26 protein-coding genes are annotated in these 22,348 nt (G+C 33.1%); 4 read left to right on the plus strand and 22 right to left on the minus strand.

Annotated features, from left to right (window positions below):
• Window positions 1-15 precede the first annotated feature (15 nt).
• Entirely contained in the window at window positions 16-387 is a 372-nt protein-coding gene (locus BFJ97_RS14250) for a HesB/IscA family protein (protein ID WP_068985319.1), read from the minus strand.
• 181 nt (window positions 388-568) lie between these two features.
• On the opposite strand from BFJ97_RS14250, the gene BFJ97_RS14255 reads away from it, so the two are divergent.
• Complete coding sequence (locus BFJ97_RS14255) at window positions 569-1,261, plus strand: DUF2225 domain-containing protein (protein ID WP_068985320.1); 693 nt, start codon at window positions 569-571, stop codon at window positions 1,259-1,261.
• Window positions 1,262-1,314: 53 nt separating this feature from the next.
• Here BFJ97_RS14255 and BFJ97_RS14260 read toward each other — a convergent pair whose 3' ends face one another.
• Window positions 1,315-1,551, minus strand: a complete 237-nt coding sequence (locus BFJ97_RS14260; RefSeq protein WP_010857481.1) for a NifU family protein — start codon at window positions 1,549-1,551, stop codon at window positions 1,315-1,317.
• Between the two features lie 83 nt (window positions 1,552-1,634).
• Here BFJ97_RS14260 and BFJ97_RS14265 point away from each other — a divergent pair, with 83 nt between their 5' ends.
• Window positions 1,635-1,970 (plus strand): YuzD family protein, encoded by a 336-nt coding sequence (locus tag BFJ97_RS14265; RefSeq protein WP_068985321.1) that lies wholly within the window; start codon window positions 1,635-1,637, stop codon window positions 1,968-1,970.
• 300 nt (window positions 1,971-2,270) lie between these two features.
• Here BFJ97_RS14265 and BFJ97_RS14270 read toward each other — a convergent pair whose 3' ends face one another.
• Window positions 2,271-3,335 (minus strand): NAD(P)/FAD-dependent oxidoreductase, encoded by a 1,065-nt coding sequence (locus BFJ97_RS14270; protein WP_068985322.1) that lies wholly within the window; start codon window positions 3,333-3,335, stop codon window positions 2,271-2,273.
• Window positions 3,336-3,681: 346 nt separating this feature from the next.
• Between BFJ97_RS14270 and BFJ97_RS14275 the strand changes: the two genes are divergently transcribed.
• Entirely contained in the window at window positions 3,682-3,918 is a 237-nt protein-coding gene (locus tag BFJ97_RS14275) for a YuzB family protein (RefSeq protein WP_068985323.1), read from the plus strand.
• Window positions 3,919-4,095: 177 nt separating this feature from the next.
• Here BFJ97_RS14275 and BFJ97_RS14280 read toward each other — a convergent pair whose 3' ends face one another.
• Window positions 4,096-4,848, minus strand: a complete 753-nt coding sequence (locus BFJ97_RS14280) for a TIGR01457 family HAD-type hydrolase (RefSeq protein WP_068985324.1) — start codon at window positions 4,846-4,848, stop codon at window positions 4,096-4,098.
• Window positions 4,845-5,297 (minus strand): DUF86 domain-containing protein, encoded by a 453-nt coding sequence (locus BFJ97_RS14285; RefSeq protein WP_068985325.1) that lies wholly within the window; start codon window positions 5,295-5,297, stop codon window positions 4,845-4,847. The genes BFJ97_RS14280 and BFJ97_RS14285 overlap by 4 nt, the downstream gene beginning before the upstream one ends.
• 88 nt (window positions 5,298-5,385) lie before the next feature.
• Between BFJ97_RS14285 and BFJ97_RS14290 the strand changes: the two genes are divergently transcribed.
• Complete coding sequence (locus BFJ97_RS14290; RefSeq protein ID WP_068985326.1) at window positions 5,386-5,652, plus strand: DUF3055 domain-containing protein; 267 nt, start codon at window positions 5,386-5,388, stop codon at window positions 5,650-5,652.
• A gap of 172 nt (window positions 5,653-5,824) precedes the next feature.
• Here the strand turns inward: BFJ97_RS14290 and BFJ97_RS14295 are convergent, their stop codons facing one another.
• From BFJ97_RS14295 to BFJ97_RS14375, 17 genes are all read right to left on the minus strand, one after another.
• On the minus strand, window positions 5,825-6,016 hold the full coding sequence (locus BFJ97_RS14295) for a hypothetical protein (protein WP_175401764.1): 192 nt from the start codon (window positions 6,014-6,016) through the stop codon (window positions 5,825-5,827).
• Window positions 6,017-6,088: 72 nt separating this feature from the next.
• The gene (locus BFJ97_RS14300) at window positions 6,089-6,616 is read right to left on the minus strand and encodes a D-glycero-alpha-D-manno-heptose-1,7-bisphosphate 7-phosphatase (protein ID WP_068985328.1); all 528 of its coding nucleotides are present in this window, start codon (window positions 6,614-6,616) and stop codon (window positions 6,089-6,091) included.
• A 174-nt stretch (window positions 6,617-6,790) separates the two neighbouring features.
• Window positions 6,791-7,144, minus strand: coding sequence for a YutD family protein (locus BFJ97_RS14305; protein ID WP_068985329.1), 354 nt, complete (start codon window positions 7,142-7,144; stop codon window positions 6,791-6,793).
• Window positions 7,145-7,176: 32 nt separating this feature from the next.
• A complete protein-coding gene (lipA, locus tag BFJ97_RS14310; protein WP_068985330.1) occupies window positions 7,177-8,100 on the minus strand; it encodes a lipoyl synthase in 924 nt (307 codons plus the stop codon).
• Between the two features lie 103 nt (window positions 8,101-8,203).
• On the minus strand, window positions 8,204-9,004 hold the full coding sequence (yunB, locus tag BFJ97_RS14315) for a sporulation protein YunB (protein ID WP_068985331.1): 801 nt from the start codon (window positions 9,002-9,004) through the stop codon (window positions 8,204-8,206).
• Between the two features lie 35 nt (window positions 9,005-9,039).
• A complete protein-coding gene (locus tag BFJ97_RS14320; RefSeq protein WP_068985332.1) occupies window positions 9,040-10,134 on the minus strand; it encodes an HD-GYP domain-containing protein in 1,095 nt (364 codons plus the stop codon).
• Window positions 10,135-10,169: 35 nt separating this feature from the next.
• Window positions 10,170-11,537, minus strand: coding sequence for a bifunctional metallophosphatase/5'-nucleotidase (locus tag BFJ97_RS14325; protein ID WP_068985333.1), 1,368 nt, complete (start codon window positions 11,535-11,537; stop codon window positions 10,170-10,172).
• A 100-nt stretch (window positions 11,538-11,637) separates the two neighbouring features.
• Window positions 11,638-12,465: a sulfite exporter TauE/SafE family protein gene (locus tag BFJ97_RS14330; RefSeq protein ID WP_068985334.1), complete on the minus strand. Its 828-nt coding sequence runs from the start codon at window positions 12,463-12,465 to the stop codon at window positions 11,638-11,640.
• On the minus strand, window positions 12,465-13,322 hold the full coding sequence (locus BFJ97_RS14335; protein ID WP_068985335.1) for a DUF72 domain-containing protein: 858 nt from the start codon (window positions 13,320-13,322) through the stop codon (window positions 12,465-12,467). Before BFJ97_RS14335 ends, BFJ97_RS14330 begins: the two co-directional genes overlap by 1 nt.
• Window positions 13,323-13,726: 404 nt before the next feature.
• Entirely contained in the window at window positions 13,727-15,418 is a 1,692-nt protein-coding gene (locus tag BFJ97_RS14340) for an ABC transporter ATP-binding protein (protein WP_068985336.1), read from the minus strand.
• 88 nt (window positions 15,419-15,506) lie between these two features.
• A complete protein-coding gene (locus BFJ97_RS14345) occupies window positions 15,507-16,769 on the minus strand; it encodes a radical SAM/SPASM domain-containing protein (RefSeq protein WP_068985337.1) in 1,263 nt (420 codons plus the stop codon).
• Window positions 16,762-17,199: a hypothetical protein gene (locus BFJ97_RS14350; protein WP_068985338.1), complete on the minus strand. Its 438-nt coding sequence runs from the start codon at window positions 17,197-17,199 to the stop codon at window positions 16,762-16,764. Before BFJ97_RS14350 ends, BFJ97_RS14345 begins: the two co-directional genes overlap by 8 nt.
• A 2-nt stretch (window positions 17,200-17,201) precedes the next feature.
• A complete protein-coding gene (locus tag BFJ97_RS25715) occupies window positions 17,202-17,798 on the minus strand; it encodes a CPBP family intramembrane glutamic endopeptidase (RefSeq protein WP_068985339.1) in 597 nt (198 codons plus the stop codon).
• Between the two features lie 4 nt (window positions 17,799-17,802).
• Window positions 17,803-18,564, minus strand: a complete 762-nt coding sequence (locus tag BFJ97_RS14360) for a hypothetical protein (protein ID WP_068985340.1) — start codon at window positions 18,562-18,564, stop codon at window positions 17,803-17,805.
• Window positions 18,557-19,459, minus strand: a complete 903-nt coding sequence (locus BFJ97_RS14365; protein ID WP_068985341.1) for an ABC transporter ATP-binding protein — start codon at window positions 19,457-19,459, stop codon at window positions 18,557-18,559. Before BFJ97_RS14365 ends, BFJ97_RS14360 begins: the two co-directional genes overlap by 8 nt.
• Before the next feature lie 385 nt (window positions 19,460-19,844).
• Window positions 19,845-21,140 (minus strand): sensor histidine kinase, encoded by a 1,296-nt coding sequence (locus tag BFJ97_RS14370; protein WP_068985342.1) that lies wholly within the window; start codon window positions 21,138-21,140, stop codon window positions 19,845-19,847.
• 11 nt (window positions 21,141-21,151) lie between these two features.
• The gene (locus tag BFJ97_RS14375) at window positions 21,152-21,880 is read right to left on the minus strand and encodes a LytR/AlgR family response regulator transcription factor (protein WP_068985343.1); all 729 of its coding nucleotides are present in this window, start codon (window positions 21,878-21,880) and stop codon (window positions 21,152-21,154) included.
• Window positions 21,881-22,348 lie beyond the last annotated feature (468 nt).

Below are 22,348 nucleotides of genomic sequence, written 5' to 3' on the forward strand. Positions count from 1 at the left end.
ATAGATAAACGCTTATTAATCACAAATCTCAGGTGTACCTTCACGTTTTGCTGTTTTGAAAGACGTGCCACAGCCGCATGATGCGATTGCATTTGGATTATCGATGGTGAAGCCACCACCCATTAGCGATTGTTTATAGTCAATTTTTGTTCCCATTAAAATCGGCGCATCTTCACGGGAAACAAGAATTGTTAAACCATGTTGTATATCTTCAAAATCATCTTCTTTTTTCTCTTTATCAAAATGCATGCCATACGATAGACCGCTGCATCCGCCACCATTAACAACTACACGTAAAAAAGATCCTTGCTCTTCATTGTGCTCCATCATTTCATTAATATGAAAGATTGCAGCTTCAGTAACTTCAATTACTTGCTTACTTGTCATCCCAATCACCTTCCTTATTTATTATCATATCAATTTTGACTATTGTATGACAAACATTCAGCTCAAGAGGATTTTTAGTAAAAATTCTAATATTTTTCACATTATAGGTATTTTTTATTCATGTTTATAAAAACTACATTGGTATAATAGTTATACTAAGTCAATGAAAGAGGTATAAAATATGGAGATTTCACCTTATTACGAAAAAAAAATTCAATGTCATAATTGTCAAAAAGAATTTCCAACATTAAAAGTACGCTCTAAATTCATAAAAGTAGATCATACAGAAACAGATTTTCACCCTATCTATGCAGACGGTGTAAATGCCCTTTATTATAATGTATTTGTTTGTGAGCATTGCGGCTTTTCATTTACAGAAGACTTTACAAAATATTTTGCGCCTGGCACACAGGATGAAATTCGCGCGCACATTACTGAAAAATGGGTTCATCATGATTTTAAAGGAGAGCGCACTGTATTCCAAGCGATACAAGCTTATAAATTAGCATTTCTTTGCGCTACAATAAAAAAAGAAAAATTTGTCGCAATAGCAGGACTTACCTTACGTCTTGCCTGGTTATATCGTTCACTTAAAAACGAAGGTCAAGAACAACGCTTTATGACAATGGCTAGAGATTACTATATGGATTCTTATTCGACTGAGGATTATAGCTCAACTCAAATGTCAGACGTACGAATTATGTATATGATTGCCGAATTATCACGACGTATCGGTGATTTAGAAAATGCGACACGCTTCTTTTCAAAAGTTATTGAAAAGCAAAGTCATGGCGGAGAAGCAAAAATAATTGATATGGCTAAAGAACAATGGGCAATTATTCGCGAGGAAAAAGAACACGCTCGCCAAATATAAGAAAAAAAGTTCTAGTCTGAGAAATCAGCTAGAACTTTTTTATAATCAATCGATTAGAATACTTGCTCAACTTCAATTATACCTGGTACTTCTTCTAATAATGCACGTTCGATACCAGCTTTCAGTGTAATTGTTGAACTTGGGCAACTGCCACATGCACCTAATAAACGTAATTTTACAATGCCGTCTTCTACATCTACTAATTCACAGTCTCCACCGTCACGTAGTAAGAATGGGCGTAATTTATCTAATACTTCTTGAACTTGGTCGTTAATTGTTGCTTCAGCCATTTGTCTCGACTCCTTTCCTTATAATGATTATAATGTTAGCAACAGAAAAAATCCAATATAGAATCACAAGGAGAGGAAATACTATGGGACAAACGAAACCGATGATTGAAATTTATGGAACAGCAGTAATTTGCGCGAGCTGTGTCAATGCGCCATCTTCAAAGGATACATATGAGTGGCTACAAGCGGCCATAGATCGAAAATATCCAAACCAAGCATATGATATTCGCTATATCGATATAGAAGGACCAATTGAGAATGAGCGCGATCAAGACTATGCTACACGTATTCAGGAAGATGAATTTTTCTATCCTCTTGTTCTTATAAATGATGAAGTCGTAGGGGAAGGCTATGTGCAGTTAAAGCCTGTATTCACAACACTTGAAAACTTAGGCTTCACGCCAGACGAAACTGTATAAAGTGAAATTTTAATTAGTAGGGTTCTTTATCCCCACTAGATAAATGAACACAAGCTAAAACCTTCACATCCTGTGAAAACCCTTGTGTGACCAACATCCTGTTGCCCCTAACCAATCGGGTCTTTACGGGCTGTTCATCTTCCGCCTAATTTCTTAGCTTTCGATGAATTTTGAAGTGAAATCTTTGCTTTCGGTACAGATAAATTGCTGCCCGTTAATACAGGATAAAAAGTAAGGGATTGCTTCGAAATTTATTTCGAAACAATCCCTTTTTATAAGGCTCAACGAAGATCCATCTAATTAATCATTTTGACGTTTGTAATACCATAATAATCCTGATTTCATCAAGCGAGCAATACGTCCTGTTACTGTTGTATCTGCTAAATAGACAAAGCCTTGTTTTTTACCAAGGGCCCCCATGAAACCTTTTAATTTAATGTCAGGCATTTTCTCAGGTAAGTTTTCGCCTTTCCAACGCATGCGAAGGACTTTGACGATTTGTTCTGCTTGCTCCTCAGCTAACTGAGCAGTTGGAGGTAAATCTGAAGCAGCGCAGTCACCTACAACATATACATGCTCATCATCAAGAAGATTGAAATATTGTGTTACAAGTGGACGACCTTGTTTATCTTTTTCAACTTCCAAATCGCGAACAATTTTGACAGGCTGTACACCAGCAGTCCAAACTACAGTATCGAGTGCAATTTCTTCTTCGTGATTGTAAATTTTACCTTGCTCAATTTTTGTAATATTTGAATTGGCAATGACTTCAACATTATGTTTCACAAACCAGTCTTTCACGTATTTACTTAACTTTTCTGGGAAGTCCTTCAAAATACGAGGACCACGGTCGAATAGCTTTATTTTTAAATCTGATCGACTTTCACGTAGCTCACTTGCAAGCTCAATACCACTTAAGCCAGCACCTACAATTCCGACTGTAGAGCCTGCTGGTAAACCACAAAGTGATTGGAATGTTGAACGTGATTTCGCCATTGTCTGAATGCTATATGTGTACTCCTCTGCACCTGGTACACCATGATATTTATCCTCACAGCCAAGACCAATTACTAAATCATCATATTCAATACGTTGACCATCTTCTAGAATGACTACTTTTTCCGCACGATTAATTTCAACGACTTCTCCATAGACAGCCGATAAACGTTCATGCTCTGGGAAATCTACACGAATTTCTTTATCTGTTGCAGTCCCTGCTGCTAATGCGTAAAATTCTGTTTTTAAACTATGGAAAGGGGCTCTGTCTACTAGCACAACTTCTGTGTCTAATGGAATGTTTGGTAATAATCGAAGCATAAGACGCATATTGCCGTAGCCGCCACCTAAAAGTACTAATTTACCCATAATAGTCTCCTTTTATATCTCTTGTAATAATTGTTCACAAAGTATCCACAAATGAGTATAACCGATTGTGAGAAGTTTCACAATATCAGAATGCAATTTTGTGAAAGATTTCACAAAATGACTGATAACTTGCTCTTTTCTAACGATTTTTGCATCATTTACTACTTAAAATACGCCAAATATATTGTTTACTGTTACTTTATTCTTGCACAAATCACTTGTCTCTGTAGCTAATTTTTGTTTACGTCCTAATTTAGCACTTAGTATTTGCTGTTATTCATGATAAATTTAAATCATTGACGAATGTTTTAAAAGCGAGTAGCATTACTTTGGTGAGGTGACATGTATGAATCCAATGGTTGAATTTTGTATAAGTAATTTGGCAAATGGCTCTCAAAAAACTTTTGAAATACTAGAGCGCGATCCTAACATTGACGTTTTGGAATATGGCTGCCTCAGTTACTGTACAAAGTGTTCAGAATCATTTTACGCAATCGTCAATGGTGAATTAGTTGAGGCAGATTCTCCTGAAGAGTTGACGAATGCTATTTATCAATTTATCGAAGATAACCCTTTATGGTAATGCAAAACCTTCTACTTATAAATTTGAACATATGAAAAGGATGTTATGCCAAAAAATTCGACATAACATCCTTTTTTTATGTTTAGTCCCAATAGACTAATCAATTATGCCTCGGCATAATTGCGTCCGGAGGCTTTAACTTCTTTCAGCAGGTGTCCAAACACCTGCTGAAAGAAATTAAACTAAAGCTTCCACTACATAAGTAGGCTGCTGCTCTTTTTCTAGCACAACCTTTGTTGGGGTAACACCTGTATTAACATGGATTGTGTCACAGCCAAAACGAATGCCACACATTATATCTGTGTCATAATTATCGCCAATCATCACCATCTCATCTTTTGCAAAGCTATGCTCTGTCGCAATGACTTCAAGCATTGCAGGTGATGGCTTACCGATGTAGATGGGCTCAACATCTGCAACCTCACCTACTAATCGAGCGAAGGACCCATTCCCCGGGAGAAATCCATATTCTGTCGGAAATTTAATATCTTGATTCGTTGCGATAAACGTCGCTCCATTTTGCACGGCAATCGTCGCCTTTGCAAGTGCCATATAATCTAGATTTCGGTCAATCCCCATGACAAATACTTCAGGCTCTTCCTCGATAGGTTCAATGCCTTCATTAAATAACGCTTTTCGTATACCATCAGAACCTAACATGGCCACTTTTTTGCCTGGGAAATTCAACGCTACATATTTCGCTGTAACTAATGCACTAGAGTAAATATGCTCTAACGGTGCTCCCACACCAATAGCGCATAAAGCTTCCTGCAGCTGCTCTCTTGTTTTAGAAGAATTGTTTGTTACGTAAAATGGCTCAATTCCTGCTTGTTGTAAACGATGAATAAAAGTAATCGCAGAAGGAATAGCTTCCTTTCCACGGTAGACTGTACCATCTAAATCAAAGCAATATGCCTTGTACGTTTTCATTGATGATCCTCTGGCAAAAATGCTGAAACAGGGCCTAGTTCATTTGTTAAATAGCTATTCACAGCTGGTGAGAATTGCTTTAAGGTAGGTAGACTCGCTGTTAACACATTTACGACTTCTTGAATATCTACTTCTATAAACTCACGAACAAGCATTTTACGTAAGCCAACAACTGCTTTTAACGGTGTTTCCATTTCAGATGACACGACTTTTTCATCGATTAAAATATCAATAATATCCTCATAGCTTCCTGGATCACGCATAATGAAACCGTCAATCATTAAATTTCCTACGTCCATCATCGACTCCATCACATTGTGACCAATTCGCTCGATTGCTAATTTCTTAATATCGTTTTCTAGCCAGTTATCTTCTGACTCTAAAATAGCTAATAGTCCATCTAAGTACTGTAAATTTTTTGTGATTTTATTACGATCTACAAAATACACAAGGAAAGCCCCCATTCAAATCTTTAAAAGTTGATAGTCATTTCTCTTCTATAGTACCATATCTATAGGACTGGAAGGAGATTAAAAGATGGAACGCTTTTTTTTATATGATGATGTAGAGGATACGAAAACACGCTTTGTTAGTTTTGCTGGAAATAAGTTACGTTATGATTTAGCCATTTTGCAATCAGGTCGCTTCTTTGGTAAAGTGCTTGTCATGGATATCCAATTTGGACGCTTTGCTATAATAGGGCCAGATGATGTAGAAGAGCCGGGCTACCTAGAACATGTTTACAATCGTACAGAAGAAGATACAGTAGAACTACGTGAATATTTACGTGAATTATTGAACTAACACCCTTGATTGGGTGTTTTTTTTATGCTTCCATAAAAGATTCAATACAAAAAAATTCCGCTCTTTCTGCAAGCATATGGTAGCTTTGTGCACCGTTCGGCAGAAGGTAAACGAAATTTTTTTGTAAATATCTCAAATTTACAGCTAAATGGAGAGCATCTATCGGGCTGTTCTATTCATTATTATTTACAATTGCAGGATTATCCTTATTGTGAGGCTTGTCTTTATTTTCATTATCATTTTGCTTTTTCGCTTGTTGATTTTGTCCAATGACAGCTAAATCATCTACACTAATATCAAAGCCATAACCATATTCTTCTCGGTCTAACGGTTTTTTATTGCGTTTTTCTTTAGTCAAATTCATCACCTCCAATAAATAAATTATCCTTTTTTAATGGATTTATACGTATCTTGGATGATGCTTTGCTACATCGAATTATGCTGTTGCATCCTTAATAATCCAATCAGCAGCACTTATTAAATCTGGAAAAACGGCATCAGCAAGTGGATCTTTCTCACCTAAGAATACTCCCTTAGTCCCTGCTCTTTTACCTGCTATAATATCTGTATCCGTATCTCCCACCATATAGGATTGTGTTAAATTAATATTATACTTTTCACCCAGATCAACGATTAATTTACTATTGGGCTTACGGCAGGCACAGCCCGACTTTGGTTTATGGGGACAATATACGACTTCATGAATAATAGCCCCTTCCTTCTTCAATTCCTTCATCATGTGCTCATGTATTTTTTGAAGCTGCATTTCTTTCATATACCCTAATCCAACCCCACCTTGATTGGTTACCACAAATATATAGTCAAAGTATTTATTTAATTTTTTTATAGCTTCCGGAACATGCGGCAGGAAATAAAGTTCCTTAGGCTTATTCACAAATTTAACGCGATTCGTTAAGACTTCATTGATGACCCCATCACGGTCCAAAAATACAGCTTTTTTCATCTAAACAACACACACCTTTAATATAAAATAAGTAGGTTAGTATAAAAGTCAAAAAATGCAGGCTCATCACCATAACATGTGGTTGATGAACTACGTTATTATTATTCCCAATTTTAAAAAAACCTATCACTACAAAATAAAAACCTGATGCAAATTACATCAGGCTTTAAAAGTTTATTCTGCTAGTCGTTCATTCTCAACAGGCTTTGTCACTTCGCTCGCTTCACTCACTACAACTTCTGGCTGTTGAATAGACTTACCGGATTTGCGCAATACGAAAAATGCACAGCCAAAATTACAATACTCATATAAGTAATCTTGAAGTGTACTAATTTTTGTATCGAACGTAGCTTTCTGGTTTTTATCGTCAAAAAAGCCTTTTAAGCGTAATTGATTATAGCCCCAGTCGCCCACAATATAATCATATCTGGCTAAAATATCTGAGTATCGTTCCTTGAACACTTCTTCTTGAAAAGCTTCTCGGTAATCTTCAATAAGCTCGTATTCATATCCTTCAATATTAATCAAAGGGACACCACCTTCTATTTCAACATATGTTTTTACAGTTCTGCATGTAACTGACGTGCTTTTGTTGCTTCGTTAACTTGTTCATCAGCATGATAGCTACTACGTACAAGTGGACCTGCTTCACAATGCTTGAAACCTTTTTCCATCGCTATTTTACGCAGTTTACCAAACTCTATTGGAGAATAATACTTTTTGACAGGTAGATGTTTTTTCGTTGGTTGTAAGTATTGGCCAATTGTCATAATATCTACGTCATTTGCTCGTAGATCGTCCATAACTTCTATAATTTCTTCCTCTGTTTCCCCTAAGCCAATCATTAAAGATGACTTCGTAGGGATATCTGGTTGCATTTCTTTTGCTAAACGCAGAAACTCTAATGAACGCTCGTATTTTGCACGTGCACGTACTCTTGGCGTTAAGCGACGCACTGTTTCAATATTATGATTTAAAATATCTGGCTTCGAATCCATTAAAATTTGAAGATTTTCTTCCAAGCCACCTAAATCAGATGGTAATACTTCAACAGATGTCAACGGACTTTTACGACGAATCGCACGCACTGTTTCAGCTAATACTTGTGCACCGCCATCCTTTAAGTCATCACGCGCTACCATTGTAATAACAACGTGCTTTAAGTTCATAATAGCTACTGAATCTGCTACGCGTTCTGGCTCTGCTAAGTCTAACTCATTTGGTAAACCTGTTTTAACAGCACAGAAACGGCAAGCACGTGTACAAACCGACCCAAGAATCATCATTGTTGCTGTACGTCGTTCACCCCAGCATTCATGAATATTAGGACAGCGTGCTTCTTCACAAACTGTATGCAGATTTTTTTCACGCATGAGCTTCTTTAGCCCTTTATATTCATCATTTGTGTTAAGCTTTATTTTTAACCAATCAGGTTTTCTTAAATGTTCTTCTCTTTCTTTGCTTGTAGGTTTACAAGATGTCATACGAATATCGCCCCTATCAAAAATATGCATTTTTATAAAACTATCTTCACTGTTGTCAATGTAACATAATATATGAACTCCAACAACTATCACAGTAACTTTTCTATTTGTCTTTAGTAAGAGGGACTTCAATTGACGGCTGTGTTGCTCCATCGCCATTTGAATAAACATTTGGCACATGGCCCTTCACTATGCCCATTGCTACCGGAATATCCTGGGAAACTATAGCGGTTTTACTAGCAAAAGGGACAATAATTTGTACATTTACCTCTAAATGAATTCCTACCTTCACAAACGCACTATTAATACCATATTCCTCTATTGAAGAAGTAACATCACTATGCACATTACCCATTACATGGAAGCGTACTGGAATTTTAGGTCCTAAATTCCCGAGTAAAGGGATATTGGCCGCCTGGCTGAGAGGTACATAAAAAACAATTCCTTCTTTCTCTTTTATCTTGTTGTAATCATATTCTATGTTATCAAGATTTGGTAAATGCGATAACTCCCCTTGCTCAGCCTGTTCTAAATTCATCTTTACTTGCTTTACTGTTTCGGCACGAACTCGATTAATCATTTCTGTATTAAATTTCAAATTAGAGTTATCACCAGGGGATACTTCTACAAGAATATCATCAATATCTAAAACATTGGATGTGGCATTACTGACAACATAAGAGGCAATCTTGTTCGTTTGTGCTTCCGCATATTCTAAATAGGTTGGCATAAGCCTTTCATTCAGAAGATAAATAAATAAAAAAACACCAACAATCACACATACAATTAATAGGGTTAAACGATTTAAACGACTTCCCTTTTTTCGATAGTTTCCAGAATTGCTATATGATCGTAATTTCATCCTTTTTCGAGGGAAAAACAAAAAAATCTCCTCCTGTTCCATAACGTATGAACAAGAGGAGATGTTTATTCGATTTTCTATGGTATATAATCCGCTTCAACACTTTCAATTGTTACGGATGGGTAGTCCATTAAATTAATTTCATATGTAGCCGACAATACTTGATTTTGCTTCTCAAAAATACGAATCCATGGTAATGCTGCACAAGATGGATTTTGTCTAGATACAATACCTCGACTCCCATCCGATAATTTCAAAATAACACCGTTTGGATAATGGACAACAGACTTTTTCAATGCTTGCACAATACGTGCATCGTATATAGTTCCAGAGCCGGCTTCTACAATTGCTAGGCCCTGAGAAGGTAGCATTTTTTCACGATATACACGACTGGTAGTCACCGCATCAAAGACGTCTGCTACACCAATAATTTTTGCAAACGGATGGATTTCAAAATCAACTAAGCCCCGTGGATAGCCACTCCCATCAATTCGTTCATGATGTTGGAAGGCACAGTGTGCGACAAGCAATGATATGGAATGTAAATTACGTAACAAATCAAAGCCATATCGAGTATGCTGCTTCATCGTTTCAAATTCCTCATTCGTTAGTCGCCCTGGTTTAGTTAGGATCTCTTTTGGTACCATCAGCTTCCCTACATCATGTAACAAAGCGCCAATCCCAATCAAACGTAAATCCTCAACTGAATATCCAAGCTCTTTAGCAATTGCTATCGAATAAAGAGTGACTTGAAAGGAGTGTTGATATAAATATTCATCAAATAAATAAGCATCTGTTAGGATTGTTAGAATTTCATCATTACTACTAATTGCAGACAATAACTCATCTACAATTGAAATAATTGCTTTTGATTGCTTGTCAAGTACATAAGAGGCATTTACTGAATTTAAACCATTGATTGATTGGAAAGACTCTTTAATGGTTGAAATTGCTTTATTTCGAATAACAGTTGGAACGGTTTCCTTTACCTCAATACCTTCAGAAATTTCATCATTTATATATACATAATGTGTATTTAATTGTTGTAGTCTTTGAATAATACGTGCATTAATGACAACGTCTTTCTTTAAAAGAGGGTGTCCTGCCTCATTCCAAATGGTTCTCCCTAATAGCATTCCTTCTTTTACTGCATCGATTGAAATTAAACGCATGACCTCTTCCCCATTCCATTCTAAAGCATCTTTATCTATTGCTTAAAGAATCTTTGCCCATAATCTATCATAATATTTCGTAAAAATTCTGGTAAAATATATTTCTTCTTCGCATATTTAAAGCTTGGATAAAAATAACCGAACGTAAACAAATCCAGCGTTACTAATTTGTAAATTCGATCGTTATCTGCAACCTTACCATTGATAAGTAATTGACGATCTTCATTCATTGAAAAGCCATAAGTCAGCATCTTTCCAAAGATAACGCCTCTAAACCCTAATCCTTTGAGCTCAATATAGGGCCACTCTTCATTTTTAGATTCCTGAAAAATCTCTTTCATTTCAGCAACTGATAATTCAATCGTACATAAATTTATAGGATGAGGGAAAATTCGATGCAAATCTAGTGCAGTCACTGTTCCTTTAGGTAAACCATCTAAAAAAATACCCGCATTAAATAACGCACAGTCCGCTCCACTTTTTTCTAAAATGGCCTGCGCAAACAAATCGGATAATTGCGAATAATGGAACCATTCCTTGTTATACGATTTTTTCGTGGTGAATACTGGAATATCAAGTAATCGTTTACCTTCTTCCTCTAAAGACTGTACAATATTTTTTTCGTATTGAACAGTTGGCAAGTCCTTATTATGAATTAATATATCCTTTTTTTCAACAATCTTCCTCATTTTTTTATCAAATTCTACAACAAGATGACCAGTATATTGTCCAAATTTACCGCCACCTGTTAATAAAACGCCATTCACTAGTTTTCCATTCGGGAGAACATGATGTGTATGTGAGCCGAATATTACATCAATTTCTGGGCATTCCTCCGCTAAAAGCTCATCCTCTGTTATCCCTAAATGTGACAGACAAACAATAATATCTACTTCTTTACGGAGCTGCAGTGCTAAGTGAATGAGTGTACTTCGTGCCTCATTCATCTCCCAGTTTAATTCCTTATAATAAATTTCAAACATAGCAGTGGCTGCAATAACTGCTAGCTTTGTACCATGAGCAGTTGTTAATACAATATACGGCTTCATCCACGCTGGATTTGTTCCTTGTGAGGCATACACATTAGCAACGACAACATCAAAAGCTGCTTCATCATACAGATGATATAGCTCCTCATGGGACAATGTTATACCTTCATTATTACCAATTGTCACTACGTCATAGCCAGCTTCATTTAATAACATCACATTGCCCTTACCGACTGTTGCTTCTGTATAAATATTTGACCGATCTAAATGATCTCCGACATCAAATAAATAGCTTGTTTCCCCCAGGTTTGTAAGCCCGATACGCATCTCTTTCACATAGCTTTGCATTCGTGGCCAATACTTAAAATGACTGTGCAAATCATTCGTATGAAAAATATGAATTTTTTCCTGCATGAAAGCCACCTCATCTTTAAAATAGCTTCTGTTTCTGTATAAGTGCTATAACTCATCAGACCTTAATGTCTGTATAAAGTCGTTTTCTAGACACTTCCAATCAAGTTGACAATAAACCCTCGATAATAGAACGAATTCCTAATAACAACAAAATAACTCGAAGTGCTACTACAAGAGTATCCGATTTAATTCTTTTGTTTAATGCTGCCCCAAGCTTTGCCCCAATATAAGCCCCTGGAATAACTGGTATTGTATAGAGCCATGGTACATGCCCTAAATAAATATGACTCGCTGAGTTAACAAGCGACGAAAGAAAGACCATAAACATCGATGTTGCCACTGCAACATGTGGTGGGAATAAAAATAAAATAATCATAGCAGGCACCATCATTGAGCCTCCACCGATCCCAAATAATCCAGAGGCAAAGCCTATGCCAAATGTTAATATAATGGCAAACCAAATTGGATAGCCGTATACAAAGGTATTTCCTTCATTATCCGTGAATTCCTGTTGCACACCATTTTTTACAAACCATTTTACAGGTTTCAATCGATCACGTACAAGTAATATCGTCGCTAAAATGATCAATAAAATACCAAAATATAAATTAAAAGATGGTAGATCTAATCCCTTATTTACCCATGCGCCCAGCATTGTCCCAGGAATACTCCCTATGAAAAATATAGAACCGCTTTTATAATCAACTGTTTTAGATTTCATAAAGCTTAACGTTGAGGCAAGTCCAGTGAAAATCATCATAACAACAGATAAACCAACCACTTTTTGGGGAGTTATATCTGGCATCATCCCTAGATTTAATCCAATGTATAATGTTGCTGGAACTAAGATAATTCCTCCACCAAGCCCAACTAATGAGCCAATTAACCCTGAAAATAATGCAATAATCGCTAAAAGAATAAATTCCATTATAGTTCCCCTTCAAACATGTTTAATTGCTTAGGCGCTAACCCTACATCTTTAATCGCTAAAATCCCTTGTAACTCCTTTGCATTTTTAGCAGCATGAAGCCCTGAGTTATTATTGAATAATACATACAGATCCTGTACCTCTGATTGGAGACGTTTCACATGCTGACCAAGCTGCTGTAATTCTTCACTATTATAATCATATAAAAAACGAACCTTGCGCCAATTTTCGGCATTACCAGTATTACGCCACCCATGAATGTTACGTCCATGAATACGTACAAGTGCCTTTGTCGCAGTAACAGTAGGATAAAATGGTACAGAGCCTACGCCAGCCTGTGGTTCATCACAAATCGTGTGAATAAATTGATGCTCTCGTAAAAAATCCATCGTTTGCTGCGCTACATTGTCCGCATACCACGTCCGATTGCGAAACTCTATAGCTACGTCAAAACCTTCGAGCTGCTTCCTAATATACAAAAGATATTGGACATTTTTTGCCTGACAATCAAACCAAGGTGGAAATTGTGCAAGTATCATCGCTAGCTTCCCATGACGTTTAAATTCATTAGCACATTCGATAAAGGCATTAAACATGTCATTCTTCGATTCAAATGGTATGTCCCCACGTAAATGACCAGTCATCCCTTGATAGGCCTTCACAACAAAACGAAAATTTTCTGGCGTATCCACACACCATTTCCGAACATTCTCTATCGAAGGTATGGCATAAAAAGAAGTATCTACTTCTACCGCTAAAAAATGACCTGTATAATCGAATAATTTTTCCTTTGAGGCAGTCACTCCACTATAAAGTGAAGGATGATCACCCCAACCAGTTAATCCAACTCGAATCATGTGACTCCCTCCTCTATGTACATTATCATAGCACACACTTTCTAACGAAATATGAACGTATCATAAAAAATGATGACGCTTCGCTTTCGCACAGAGCAAGGCTTCCTGAGGGTTTCCAGCTGGAACGAAGATCAACCTAAGCACATGATATACGTTTTAATAGATGTCACTGCTAGTATTCCTTTACTTTTACTCTTCTTTTTCACTTGTAATCATTTCAGTTACAAGTAGAGCAAAAAAAATGCATTCAGTGAAAAGAATGCATTTTTACGATTGTTGAATTGTACCTGTACAAAAATTAGCACTAACTAAACCTATATATTTGTACCTTTAGTAAAATCAAGATTTGAATTTTCATGTGATAAGAAAGATGAAATTCTTATTAATCTTTTCAACAAACTTGATTATTTGTATACATTGTACAGGCTAAAGAAGAATTGCTTTTTCTTCACAAGTTCGTAAAAACTTCCTGTTTCAGTTACCTCACCTTTATGTAAACAAATTATTTGATCAAATTTATTCAAAAAATTTTCTTCTAATTTATGACTTACTACAATTATTAATTTATCATTAAGATGTAGTAGAATTTCTTCTATTTTTGAGGCTGTTCCATTATCTAAGGCTCTTGTTCCTTCATCTAATACTATAACAGGAGAGTCTCGTAATAAAGCCCTAGCGATTGCAATTCTTTGTTTTTCACCACCAGATAAGTTAGATCCATCTTCACTACATATATACTGCATTTGTTCAGGAAGCTGTTCTATTAAATCATATAGTTGTGCATCACGAATAGCTTTATCGAGCTTTTCTTTAGAGTAATTTTGAAACAATGTTATATTGTTTTCAATCGTATCATTAAATATAAAAGTATCTTGATGAATGTATGAAAAATAGTTAAGTAATTCTTCACTCTTAATCTCGCGGATATTTTTATTATTTAAGAAAATATTACCTATATAAAGCGAATCAATGAAACCAGTTATTAACTTTAATATAGTTGACTTTCCACTTCCACTAGTCCCTACGATCGCATATTTATTTTTATTTTCCAACGTTAGATTGAGATTCCTTAAAGCATTTTCCTTCGTTTCATAAGAATAACTTACATTTTTAAGTTGAATAGAATATAAATTTGGTAAGGAAATTTCTTCAGACAATCCAGATTCTTTTTTACTATTAAGTAAGTTATCAATCTTTTCAATGAGTAGCGTGCACCCTTTAATACCCATAAGAGATTGACTAATGTTTGATGCCGGACTCATTATATTATTCAATAGTTGAACTGAAGCAATCAATTGTCCAATTGAAATATCCTTATTTAATAATAAAATCCCACCGACGGCAAAACAAATCACAACTAGTATATAACTGCTATTCAAGGAAACTTGTTCAAATAAAGCTAATTTTTTATTAAAATGATAGCGTGCATCTTCCATTTTCTCATTGGAAATTGTGTATTCTTCTATTACTTTCTTTTCAATACTGTTCGATTTAATGACTTCTATTCCTGTAAAGTAGTCTTTAATACTAGTTAAATACTGGCCAACTTGATCTGAAAGCTTACTGTTTAATACATTAAGCTCCCTGCTAAATAAAACAGGTATTATTAATAATAAGATACTTCCTATTATAATGCTCAAAGCTAATATGAAGTTAATCTGAATTAAATAGATTACAGAAAATGTAAATAAGAGTAGACTTTGAATAATGGAAACTATACTATTGAAATAATCGCGTTCAATTATTTTTAAATCATTTTCAAAAATTGAAATCTTATTTCCTGAACTAGACTTCTTAAAATCATCAAATTTTAAAAATATTAAGGATATAAAAACATCCCTTCTTAAATTCACCATTATTTTTTTATTTAATTTAGCGTTTAAAACATTACTAATATAACCAACTAAAAAACTTCCAACTACAAACAATAAGAAATAAAACAAGATTTTCTTAAATTCATTAAATTCTCCAGTCACCGTTACATCAATAGCTCTTTCAATTATTATTGCAAAAAGTACACTAGAAAGTGATCCAAGAATTAGGAAAAAAATTAAAAAGATAAGAACTTTTTTAACCTTATTTAAATAGGAAAGCATATGCTATCCTCCATTCATCACCAATAACTATGTTTTGAAGAAAGTACAGAATATTGCCTAAGAACTAGCCACTTTGACTCTGTACACTCTAATGTTGGAGATGTGCTTTCAACTCACTCAAAACTCTCTTATTATATGTTTTGCTTAAACTACAATACGGATCTGGTTTATAAATTGTATTATAATCATAGAACGATCTCGCTCGACAAAATCCAGCACAAAAATACTTTAAATCACACTTGCTACAGCCGCTAATTTTTTCAACCGATAACTCTTGGAATTCTTGTGCAATCTCATTTTGTTCAAGTATATCAATTAGTGGAACTTCTAATAAATTCCCCATATCAAATTCTGGATACATAAGAGCATGACATGGATAAACGTGACCGTCTGTACCAATACTTATCGTACTAGTTCCTGCACCACAATTATTTCTTACTCCAAGATCACCAGTAAATGTAGAATCTTCAATAATTGCACCATTACCATATATAGTGTCAGCTAAATCTTTCAACTGTTGTTTACTTGGAATGAAATCTCGAAAAACTTCTGTGCTACAACTTAGTAAACTAAAGCTAATGGGTACTTTTAATGAATCCGCCAACTTCAAATACTCTGTAATACGATAAGAATTTTGAGAATGAATTGTCGGTAATATCGAGACATCTAATCCATACTCTTTAAATATTTTAACTGTACCAATAACTCTCTCAAAAATACCTTCATCCCTTAAAAAGGTTGGATAATCTTCGCTATAACCATCTACAGAAACACTAACTACATCAACTTTGCCACGTAAATTTTCTATAATACCCAATTTTCGGACCATTCCGTTTGTAATAAGAGTTACCCCTAACTTTTTTATGTTTTTCGTATAATTTAGAATTTCGAGTATATCCTTATTCATCAAAGGTTCTCCACCAGAAATAACCACAGATTTAATTCCAACATCACACAATTGATCAATGACCGAAAAGATTTCACTCTTTTCTAAATCTTCCACATTATTTCTACTATCATTAAACGAATAACAACCAGTACAGTGCAAATTACATTTATTTGTAACATGAACATAAGCTATATCTAATTCATGTTTATTTTTTGAAACTTTATAATTAGGATCGATAAAAAAATCATTTTTATCCAAAAAGTCAAATAGTTGTTTTTTATTTTTAGTGTCTAATTCAACTAATTTACCTTTTCGGATATCTGATACTAAATTTCTTCCTTCTTGATCTAACCCAGCAATCACGGTATTCTTTAAATTCCCAATGAAATGAATATCATCTACTGTAAAAATTCGAATATAATCATTAAACGTTACTTTTTTATTTATTAATACCTTATCCATAATTAACCTTCTTCCCTAGAATGAATTGTTTTATTTTATGTACTACTAATATGCTAAGGAAAGTAATAAACCATAGTGACAACACAGGTTTCGCACCCGTCATACTAAAAGATATTTCCAAGTTTTCGTTATTATAAAAAGACAAAAAATTCGAAATATTATTGATAGACTCTTTTTTTATAATGTGGTTGTTTAACAAATAAAAATATAAACTACTAATTGCTGCCATAATCCCCGCAATAATTATAGGCTCATTTCCCCTAGGAGTTTCTCTTACCATAAAGAAATATATAATAGCAGGTAAGAAAATAGAGATCGTTAAAAAGATTAGCCCTAATGGTATTAAATTTGAATTAATAAAATAAAAAATTAAAATCGAATTGATCCCTAATATAATTGGGTAGAAAATCCATAATTGTAATAATTTCATGTTCACTGTCCTCCTATAATTATAATAATAAGTGAGTTATAAACCGTATGAATCAAAATCGGTATCCATATATTGTTAGTTTTGTTGTAAGATATACCCGACACTAATCCTAAGGGAAATCTTATAAAAAGATTTTGCACAAATGATTCATTAAGATGAAATATTAACGCAAATATTAAACTTACAATTATTAATGTTCTATTTCTAGAAAAAGATTTTTGTAATTCTTTAGTTAGAACACCTCTACAATAGAATTCTTCTGCTATTGAAATAACTAGTAAATGTACACAATATACTAAAGGCTCTTGCATACTAACGTAAATAAAGAGAACAGGTAAAATACCAAGGTACAATGCCGTTGTTATCAGTAACTGTCTATTGTCTATTAAAAAAATGTTAATATATTTTCTTCTAATTAGACATGGGATGATCACTAGACATACTAGTAATGGGAAAGATAGACTCATTAACAACATGAGCTGATGCTTGGAATTAAACAGTAGTGTGATAATAAAAGTAAGGATTACTGTACTAACTAACACTAGAATTGTCACAAAAATATAAGTGAATATTCGATAAACTCTGAGTCCCGTTTCCATATTCTTAAAACTCTATCTGCCTAAAGTTTTTCCATCCTTTTCTAACAATAAAAATAAACAACATTAAATTAATACATATTTGAATGAATATAATATAGTAATTTGATCCGATATCAAGATCACTCAATGCTAGATAACCTGGAGAAATATATTTAACATAAGGAATATAATTTGCAAACGAAGTAATAGTTAAAAACAGTAATCCACATACTATAGATATAACTAAATTAAATCTTGTCGAACAGAGCATAACAATGTAGCAAAGTAATAACAGAAAAATTTGAACGCCAAATAAATTAACAACTTTATTCAATGTGTCCATATTAAGTGTAAAAGGTATAAAATACTTCGTATCATAAATAAAAAGGTAAAAGGCAACAATAGAAGCTATAATATTTGTGATAAAAAATAAAAATAATAAGTACGTAATAGCTAAAAATTTACCACTTAATATGCGCTCCCTCTTTGCCACTCTAGTGATAGCTAACATCATCTGACCTTCATATATTTCATTTGCTATTAAATTTGTTGAAATGAAAAATAATATAAACATAGGGATTCCTAATATAAAAATAATTGTATATATACTTGTAATATAATTTATTATTGAAAATCCATCTACAGTAACACTAACAAAGCTCCAGTTAAATTTCATCGCCATAGCATAAAAAAATGACGGTATTATGCTTATGAGAAATAAAATCTTAACCGTTTTCTTTTTCTTAAGTTTATAAAGTTCCACTCTCATCAAAGCTATACTATCCATTGGTCAATTCATCCTTTTCAAATAATTCATTTATCGAATTTATTTCTAAATCTATACTTTGAATTTCAATGCCCAATTCTAAAAAATCATAAAATAAGTCATTGTATGAATAACTATTTGATTGATGGAGAATGATCTGGTTGTTAATAATTGAAATATCTTCTTGATATTTTTTAATTAGAAACGCTAAATTATCCTTATTAGTTGAATAAAACGAAAATTTAATTTCCTTGGTTTTATATCCCTCATATTCCATAATCTTTCCGTTTTCCAAATAAAGATATCTAGTACATAAATTTTCGATTTCAGACAATTGATGGCTTGACATAAGAACAGCTAACTTTTTATCTTTAGTAAGTTTGGAGAGATATTCTTTAAATGTCTTTATTCCAATTGGATCTAACCCTACAAATGGTTCATCTAAAATCAACAGTTTGGGTTCACCTATAAGGGCCAAAGCTAATCTAAGCCTCTGTTTCATTCCGAATGAATATTCAGAAACTCTTTTCGAGTTATTTTCCAATCCAACGAACGACAAAACTTCATCAATTTTTTGTGACATTTGCTGATCGTTATTCCTACCACTATATAGCCATTGAATTGTAATGTTATCAGCTGCATTTAAATCTTCATAAAATTTATAATCAATAAGATAACCTAATGAGTCCATAAGTTTTGAGTTATTAATATATTTTTCATCCCCTAAATAACTTACAGTACCCGTATTTAAATTAACTAACCCCAGTATTCCTTTCATTAACGTTGTTTTACCTGCCCCATTTCTTCCAACTAATCCAACAATTTCACCTTCCTTTATGTTAAAAGAGTTATTATTTAATACTTTGTTATTATTAAATATTTTAGAAACACCCTGCACAGATAAAATATTTTTCACAATGTATCACCTCTACTCCTTTAATATCCTTAAATGAAAGGTGCAACTTAACAGACGTTAAAGATGTTCGCACCTTTCTTTTAAGCTATTAAGCTATAAACCCTTCTTGCCGTAACTTATACAAACAAATACAGCTCCCACGCTAATACATCCTGAACCAAATCTACTTTTAGAATTAAATAACATCTTTCTTTCCTCCTCTCTTCAATACATTTGTACTTCTTTTGAAGTATACACATATAATTTATCGTGCTTTTAAGGAGTTCTTTACCTACATGTAGTAACATGCATGGATGTTGTAGTAAATAACATCCTGTGGTCATAAAAAATGTCTAAATGCCGTTGAAGATATGGGTCTTCAGGGCATTTAGACATTACATTATTCCTATTCCATATTTAGAAGGATAACAACCTTAAATACTTGATTGGACTGATCAAAAGTTACCGTTCCATTTAATTTCTCAACAAACATTTTAATAATATTGATACCATTTCCTCTAGCATTTAAAGCGTTTTTTTCACTAGAATAAAATAACTCCTTTATTTTTTTCGTAGGATTCATTACTCTAATGATGAGATTGTTATTATAGTATCTCATTTCAATTTCAATCCAGCGCTCTGTCTGATTTTTTAATGTTACTACTTCTTCTAAAGCATTATCTAAAACATTCCCTAATATTAAAGATAATTCGAGTTCCTTACCTTCAAGAGGCATATCATAAGGGATTACAATGTTCTTTATAATAGAAACGCCTCTTTTTTTTGCCTCTTCAATCTTTTCACTACAAATAGCATCAATTACGATATGCCCCGTTATAGACTCATTAGACATAGCGTGACTTTCAATGATTGTATTAATATAGTTTTCTGCCTTCGTAGTTGATTTACTCATAATGAAACCCCTAATTGTGACTAGAATATTTTTAATATCATGGCGTAAATAGTGTATCTTTTTTTGATTTTGAAATCTCTTTTCATACTCCAAAATTTGTTTTTCTATTAGTTGTGTTTTCAATTTATTATTTGTGAATTCAAGAAGTTTCTGGTATAAAAATAAAATGGCTATGTTCATTACTAATAAACATACAACCATGATTACAAATTGAATATTCATATATTCGTTAATGCTTGCGATATCTTTATCCTTTTTATACAAATTTACTAAGAGTATAGCTAATGAACACATGGATATAACTGTTAAAGTGAGCCATTCTCTAGAAGTTAAAGTAATATAGCTATCATTTTTAAATACATATAGTCTTTTTACAATTAAAAGGGTAATGGTTATAACAAATAACATTTGCACACTATAAATAATAAATGGTTCTACAAAATTGCTAACGAATCCAAATAAAAATGTAATTAAAAGCTCCGTACAAAGAACAAAAACCGTATAGTATATAGATACAAAAATTTTCTGAGGATAATCTCCATAAAAACCTTTTACAGAAACGATAAAATACATTAAAACTGAGAAAATAATAATTCCAATACTACTTAAATAGCTTCCTACTAAAGATTTTAAGAGCAAAGTGCCAAAGATGATAAAGAACATTTTTATTAAAGTTATTTTTCTCTGAAAAAAAATACATAAAAAAATGTAGAGTGAATAACCTTGAAGTAAACTAATAAAGATATAAAAAAGAATTAATAGCAAAATTTGAAATAAGTTAAATTCCATAGTGTTCACCATTATATTAATCTTAATTCAATAAAATTGTGATATTGAAGCTTAAATTCCTGCCGTCTACCTCTACTTATCGGAATCTCATCCTCGTTATTCATAATGATTTGAACATTATTTATTGATCGAATATTGTCCATATTAACTACATAACCTGTATGCACTCTCGCAAAAAAATATGGTTTTAAATGTTTTTCTAAATCTCCAAGTTTACCATAAGTTTTATATTCGTTTTCTGATGTTATTATATTTAGTTTTCTCCCGTTCTCTACGGTTATGTAGATAATATCTTTTATACGAAGCTGATAAGTAATATTCTTTAATGAAAAAGTAATCAAATTATTATTATTTACAATAAAATGAAAAGCTTGAAAAATTGATTTTCTAAACTCTTCAAATTTTATTGGTTTGAGGATGTATCTAAATGGTTGTACTTCAAAGCTTTCTCTCATATACCTGTCATAGCTGGTTACATAAATGATTAATACATCCGAATCAATATCTCTTATTTTTCGGGCGATTCTTATACCGTTTTCTTCAGGCATTTCTATATCCAAGAAAATGATATTGTATTTCTCTAGACCCTTCTGGAAATTTTCTAAAAAGTTATGTGGATTATGATAAACATCAATTTCAATAGTGGCTTCTTTTATTTGATTAAAGACCTTGTTAATATTCTCTTCTAAAATTACTGTATCTTTAATATTATCATCACATATTGAAATATAAATTTTCATATTCTCCTCCATCCACACCCTTTAAATGATATATCAATGATCACGCCATTTTTTGAGTGTCTGAAAATTTTCTAAGAAATCGACCCTTCCAATGACAAAAAAGATTTTAAATAGACAACAAAACTTGCTAAACCATTGTTTTTCCCTTCCTATCATGTCTAATCGTAAAGAAACCAACTAAATAATATACCATAATCACTTAAATATAGTAGATTGTATCTATCATACTATATATTTATAATTTCACAAATTTACGAAAAAGAGCGTTCAAACTTATAAAAAGTTGCCATAAATATTGATATGGCGGTATTTCTAGCAAACTTCTATTCGAAGTTTATCAACTTTTGTCAAAATATATGAAAAGATTGATAAATGGAAATTAAAGGTTTATCTACTCATAAATACAAACATCGATAAGTGCTTTGTATAACAAGCGTGCTTTCTTCAGATTGTATATTACGTCCTGTC

It is taken from the genome of Lysinibacillus xylanilyticus, from assembly GCF_001708185.1.
Lineage (GTDB): Bacteria > Bacillota > Bacilli > Bacillales_A > Planococcaceae > Lysinibacillus > Lysinibacillus xylanilyticus_A.

Bases quoted from the DNA above. Each gene is read 5' to 3' on its own strand.
- BFJ97_RS14330 (WP_068985334.1), bottom strand. From the start codon at position 12,465: ATGGAATTTATTCTTTTAGCGATTATTGCATTATTTTCAGGGTTAATT.
- BFJ97_RS14265 (WP_068985321.1), top strand. From the start codon at position 1,635: ATGGGACAAACGAAACCGATGATTGAAATTTATGGAACAGCAGTAATT.
- BFJ97_RS14280 (WP_068985324.1), bottom strand. From the start codon at position 4,848: ATGAAAACGTACAAGGCATATTGCTTTGATTTAGATGGTACAGTCTAC.
- yunB (WP_068985331.1), bottom strand. From the start codon at position 9,004: ATGGAACAGGAGGAGATTTTTTTGTTTTTCCCTCGAAAAAGGATGAAA.
- BFJ97_RS14250 (WP_068985319.1), bottom strand. From the start codon at position 387: ATGACAAGTAAGCAAGTAATTGAAGTTACTGAAGCTGCAATCTTTCAT.
- BFJ97_RS14375 (WP_068985343.1), bottom strand. From the start codon at position 21,880: ATGAAAATTTATATTTCAATATGTGATGATAATATTAAAGATACAGTA.
- BFJ97_RS14300 (WP_068985328.1), bottom strand. From the start codon at position 6,616: ATGAAAAAAGCTGTATTTTTGGACCGTGATGGGGTCATCAATGAAGTC.
- lipA (WP_068985330.1), bottom strand. From the start codon at position 8,100: ATGACATCTTGTAAACCTACAAGCAAAGAAAGAGAAGAACATTTAAGA.
- BFJ97_RS14370 (WP_068985342.1), bottom strand. From the start codon at position 21,140: ATGGAATTTAACTTATTTCAAATTTTGCTATTAATTCTTTTTTATATC.
- BFJ97_RS14260 (WP_010857481.1), bottom strand. From the start codon at position 1,551: ATGGCTGAAGCAACAATTAACGACCAAGTTCAAGAAGTATTAGATAAA.
- BFJ97_RS14275 (WP_068985323.1), top strand. From the start codon at position 3,682: ATGAATCCAATGGTTGAATTTTGTATAAGTAATTTGGCAAATGGCTCT.
- BFJ97_RS14360 (WP_068985340.1), bottom strand. From the start codon at position 18,564: ATGGATAGTATAGCTTTGATGAGAGTGGAACTTTATAAACTTAAGAAA.
- BFJ97_RS14335 (WP_068985335.1), bottom strand. From the start codon at position 13,322: ATGATTCGAGTTGGATTAACTGGTTGGGGTGATCATCCTTCACTTTAT.
- BFJ97_RS14290 (WP_068985326.1), top strand. From the start codon at position 5,386: ATGGAACGCTTTTTTTTATATGATGATGTAGAGGATACGAAAACACGC.
- BFJ97_RS25715 (WP_068985339.1), bottom strand. From the start codon at position 17,798: ATGGAAACGGGACTCAGAGTTTATCGAATATTCACTTATATTTTTGTG.
- BFJ97_RS14295 (WP_175401764.1), bottom strand. From the start codon at position 6,016: ATGAATTTGACTAAAGAAAAACGCAATAAAAAACCGTTAGACCGAGAA.
- BFJ97_RS14320 (WP_068985332.1), bottom strand. From the start codon at position 10,134: ATGCGTTTAATTTCAATCGATGCAGTAAAAGAAGGAATGCTATTAGGG.
- BFJ97_RS14325 (WP_068985333.1), bottom strand. From the start codon at position 11,537: ATGCAGGAAAAAATTCATATTTTTCATACGAATGATTTGCACAGTCAT.
- BFJ97_RS14340 (WP_068985336.1), bottom strand. From the start codon at position 15,418: ATGCTTTCCTATTTAAATAAGGTTAAAAAAGTTCTTATCTTTTTAATT.
- BFJ97_RS14270 (WP_068985322.1), bottom strand. From the start codon at position 3,335: ATGGGTAAATTAGTACTTTTAGGTGGCGGCTACGGCAATATGCGTCTT.
- BFJ97_RS14255 (WP_068985320.1), top strand. From the start codon at position 569: ATGGAGATTTCACCTTATTACGAAAAAAAAATTCAATGTCATAATTGT.
- BFJ97_RS14350 (WP_068985338.1), bottom strand. From the start codon at position 17,199: ATGAAATTATTACAATTATGGATTTTCTACCCAATTATATTAGGGATC.
- BFJ97_RS14345 (WP_068985337.1), bottom strand. From the start codon at position 16,769: ATGGATAAGGTATTAATAAATAAAAAAGTAACGTTTAATGATTATATT.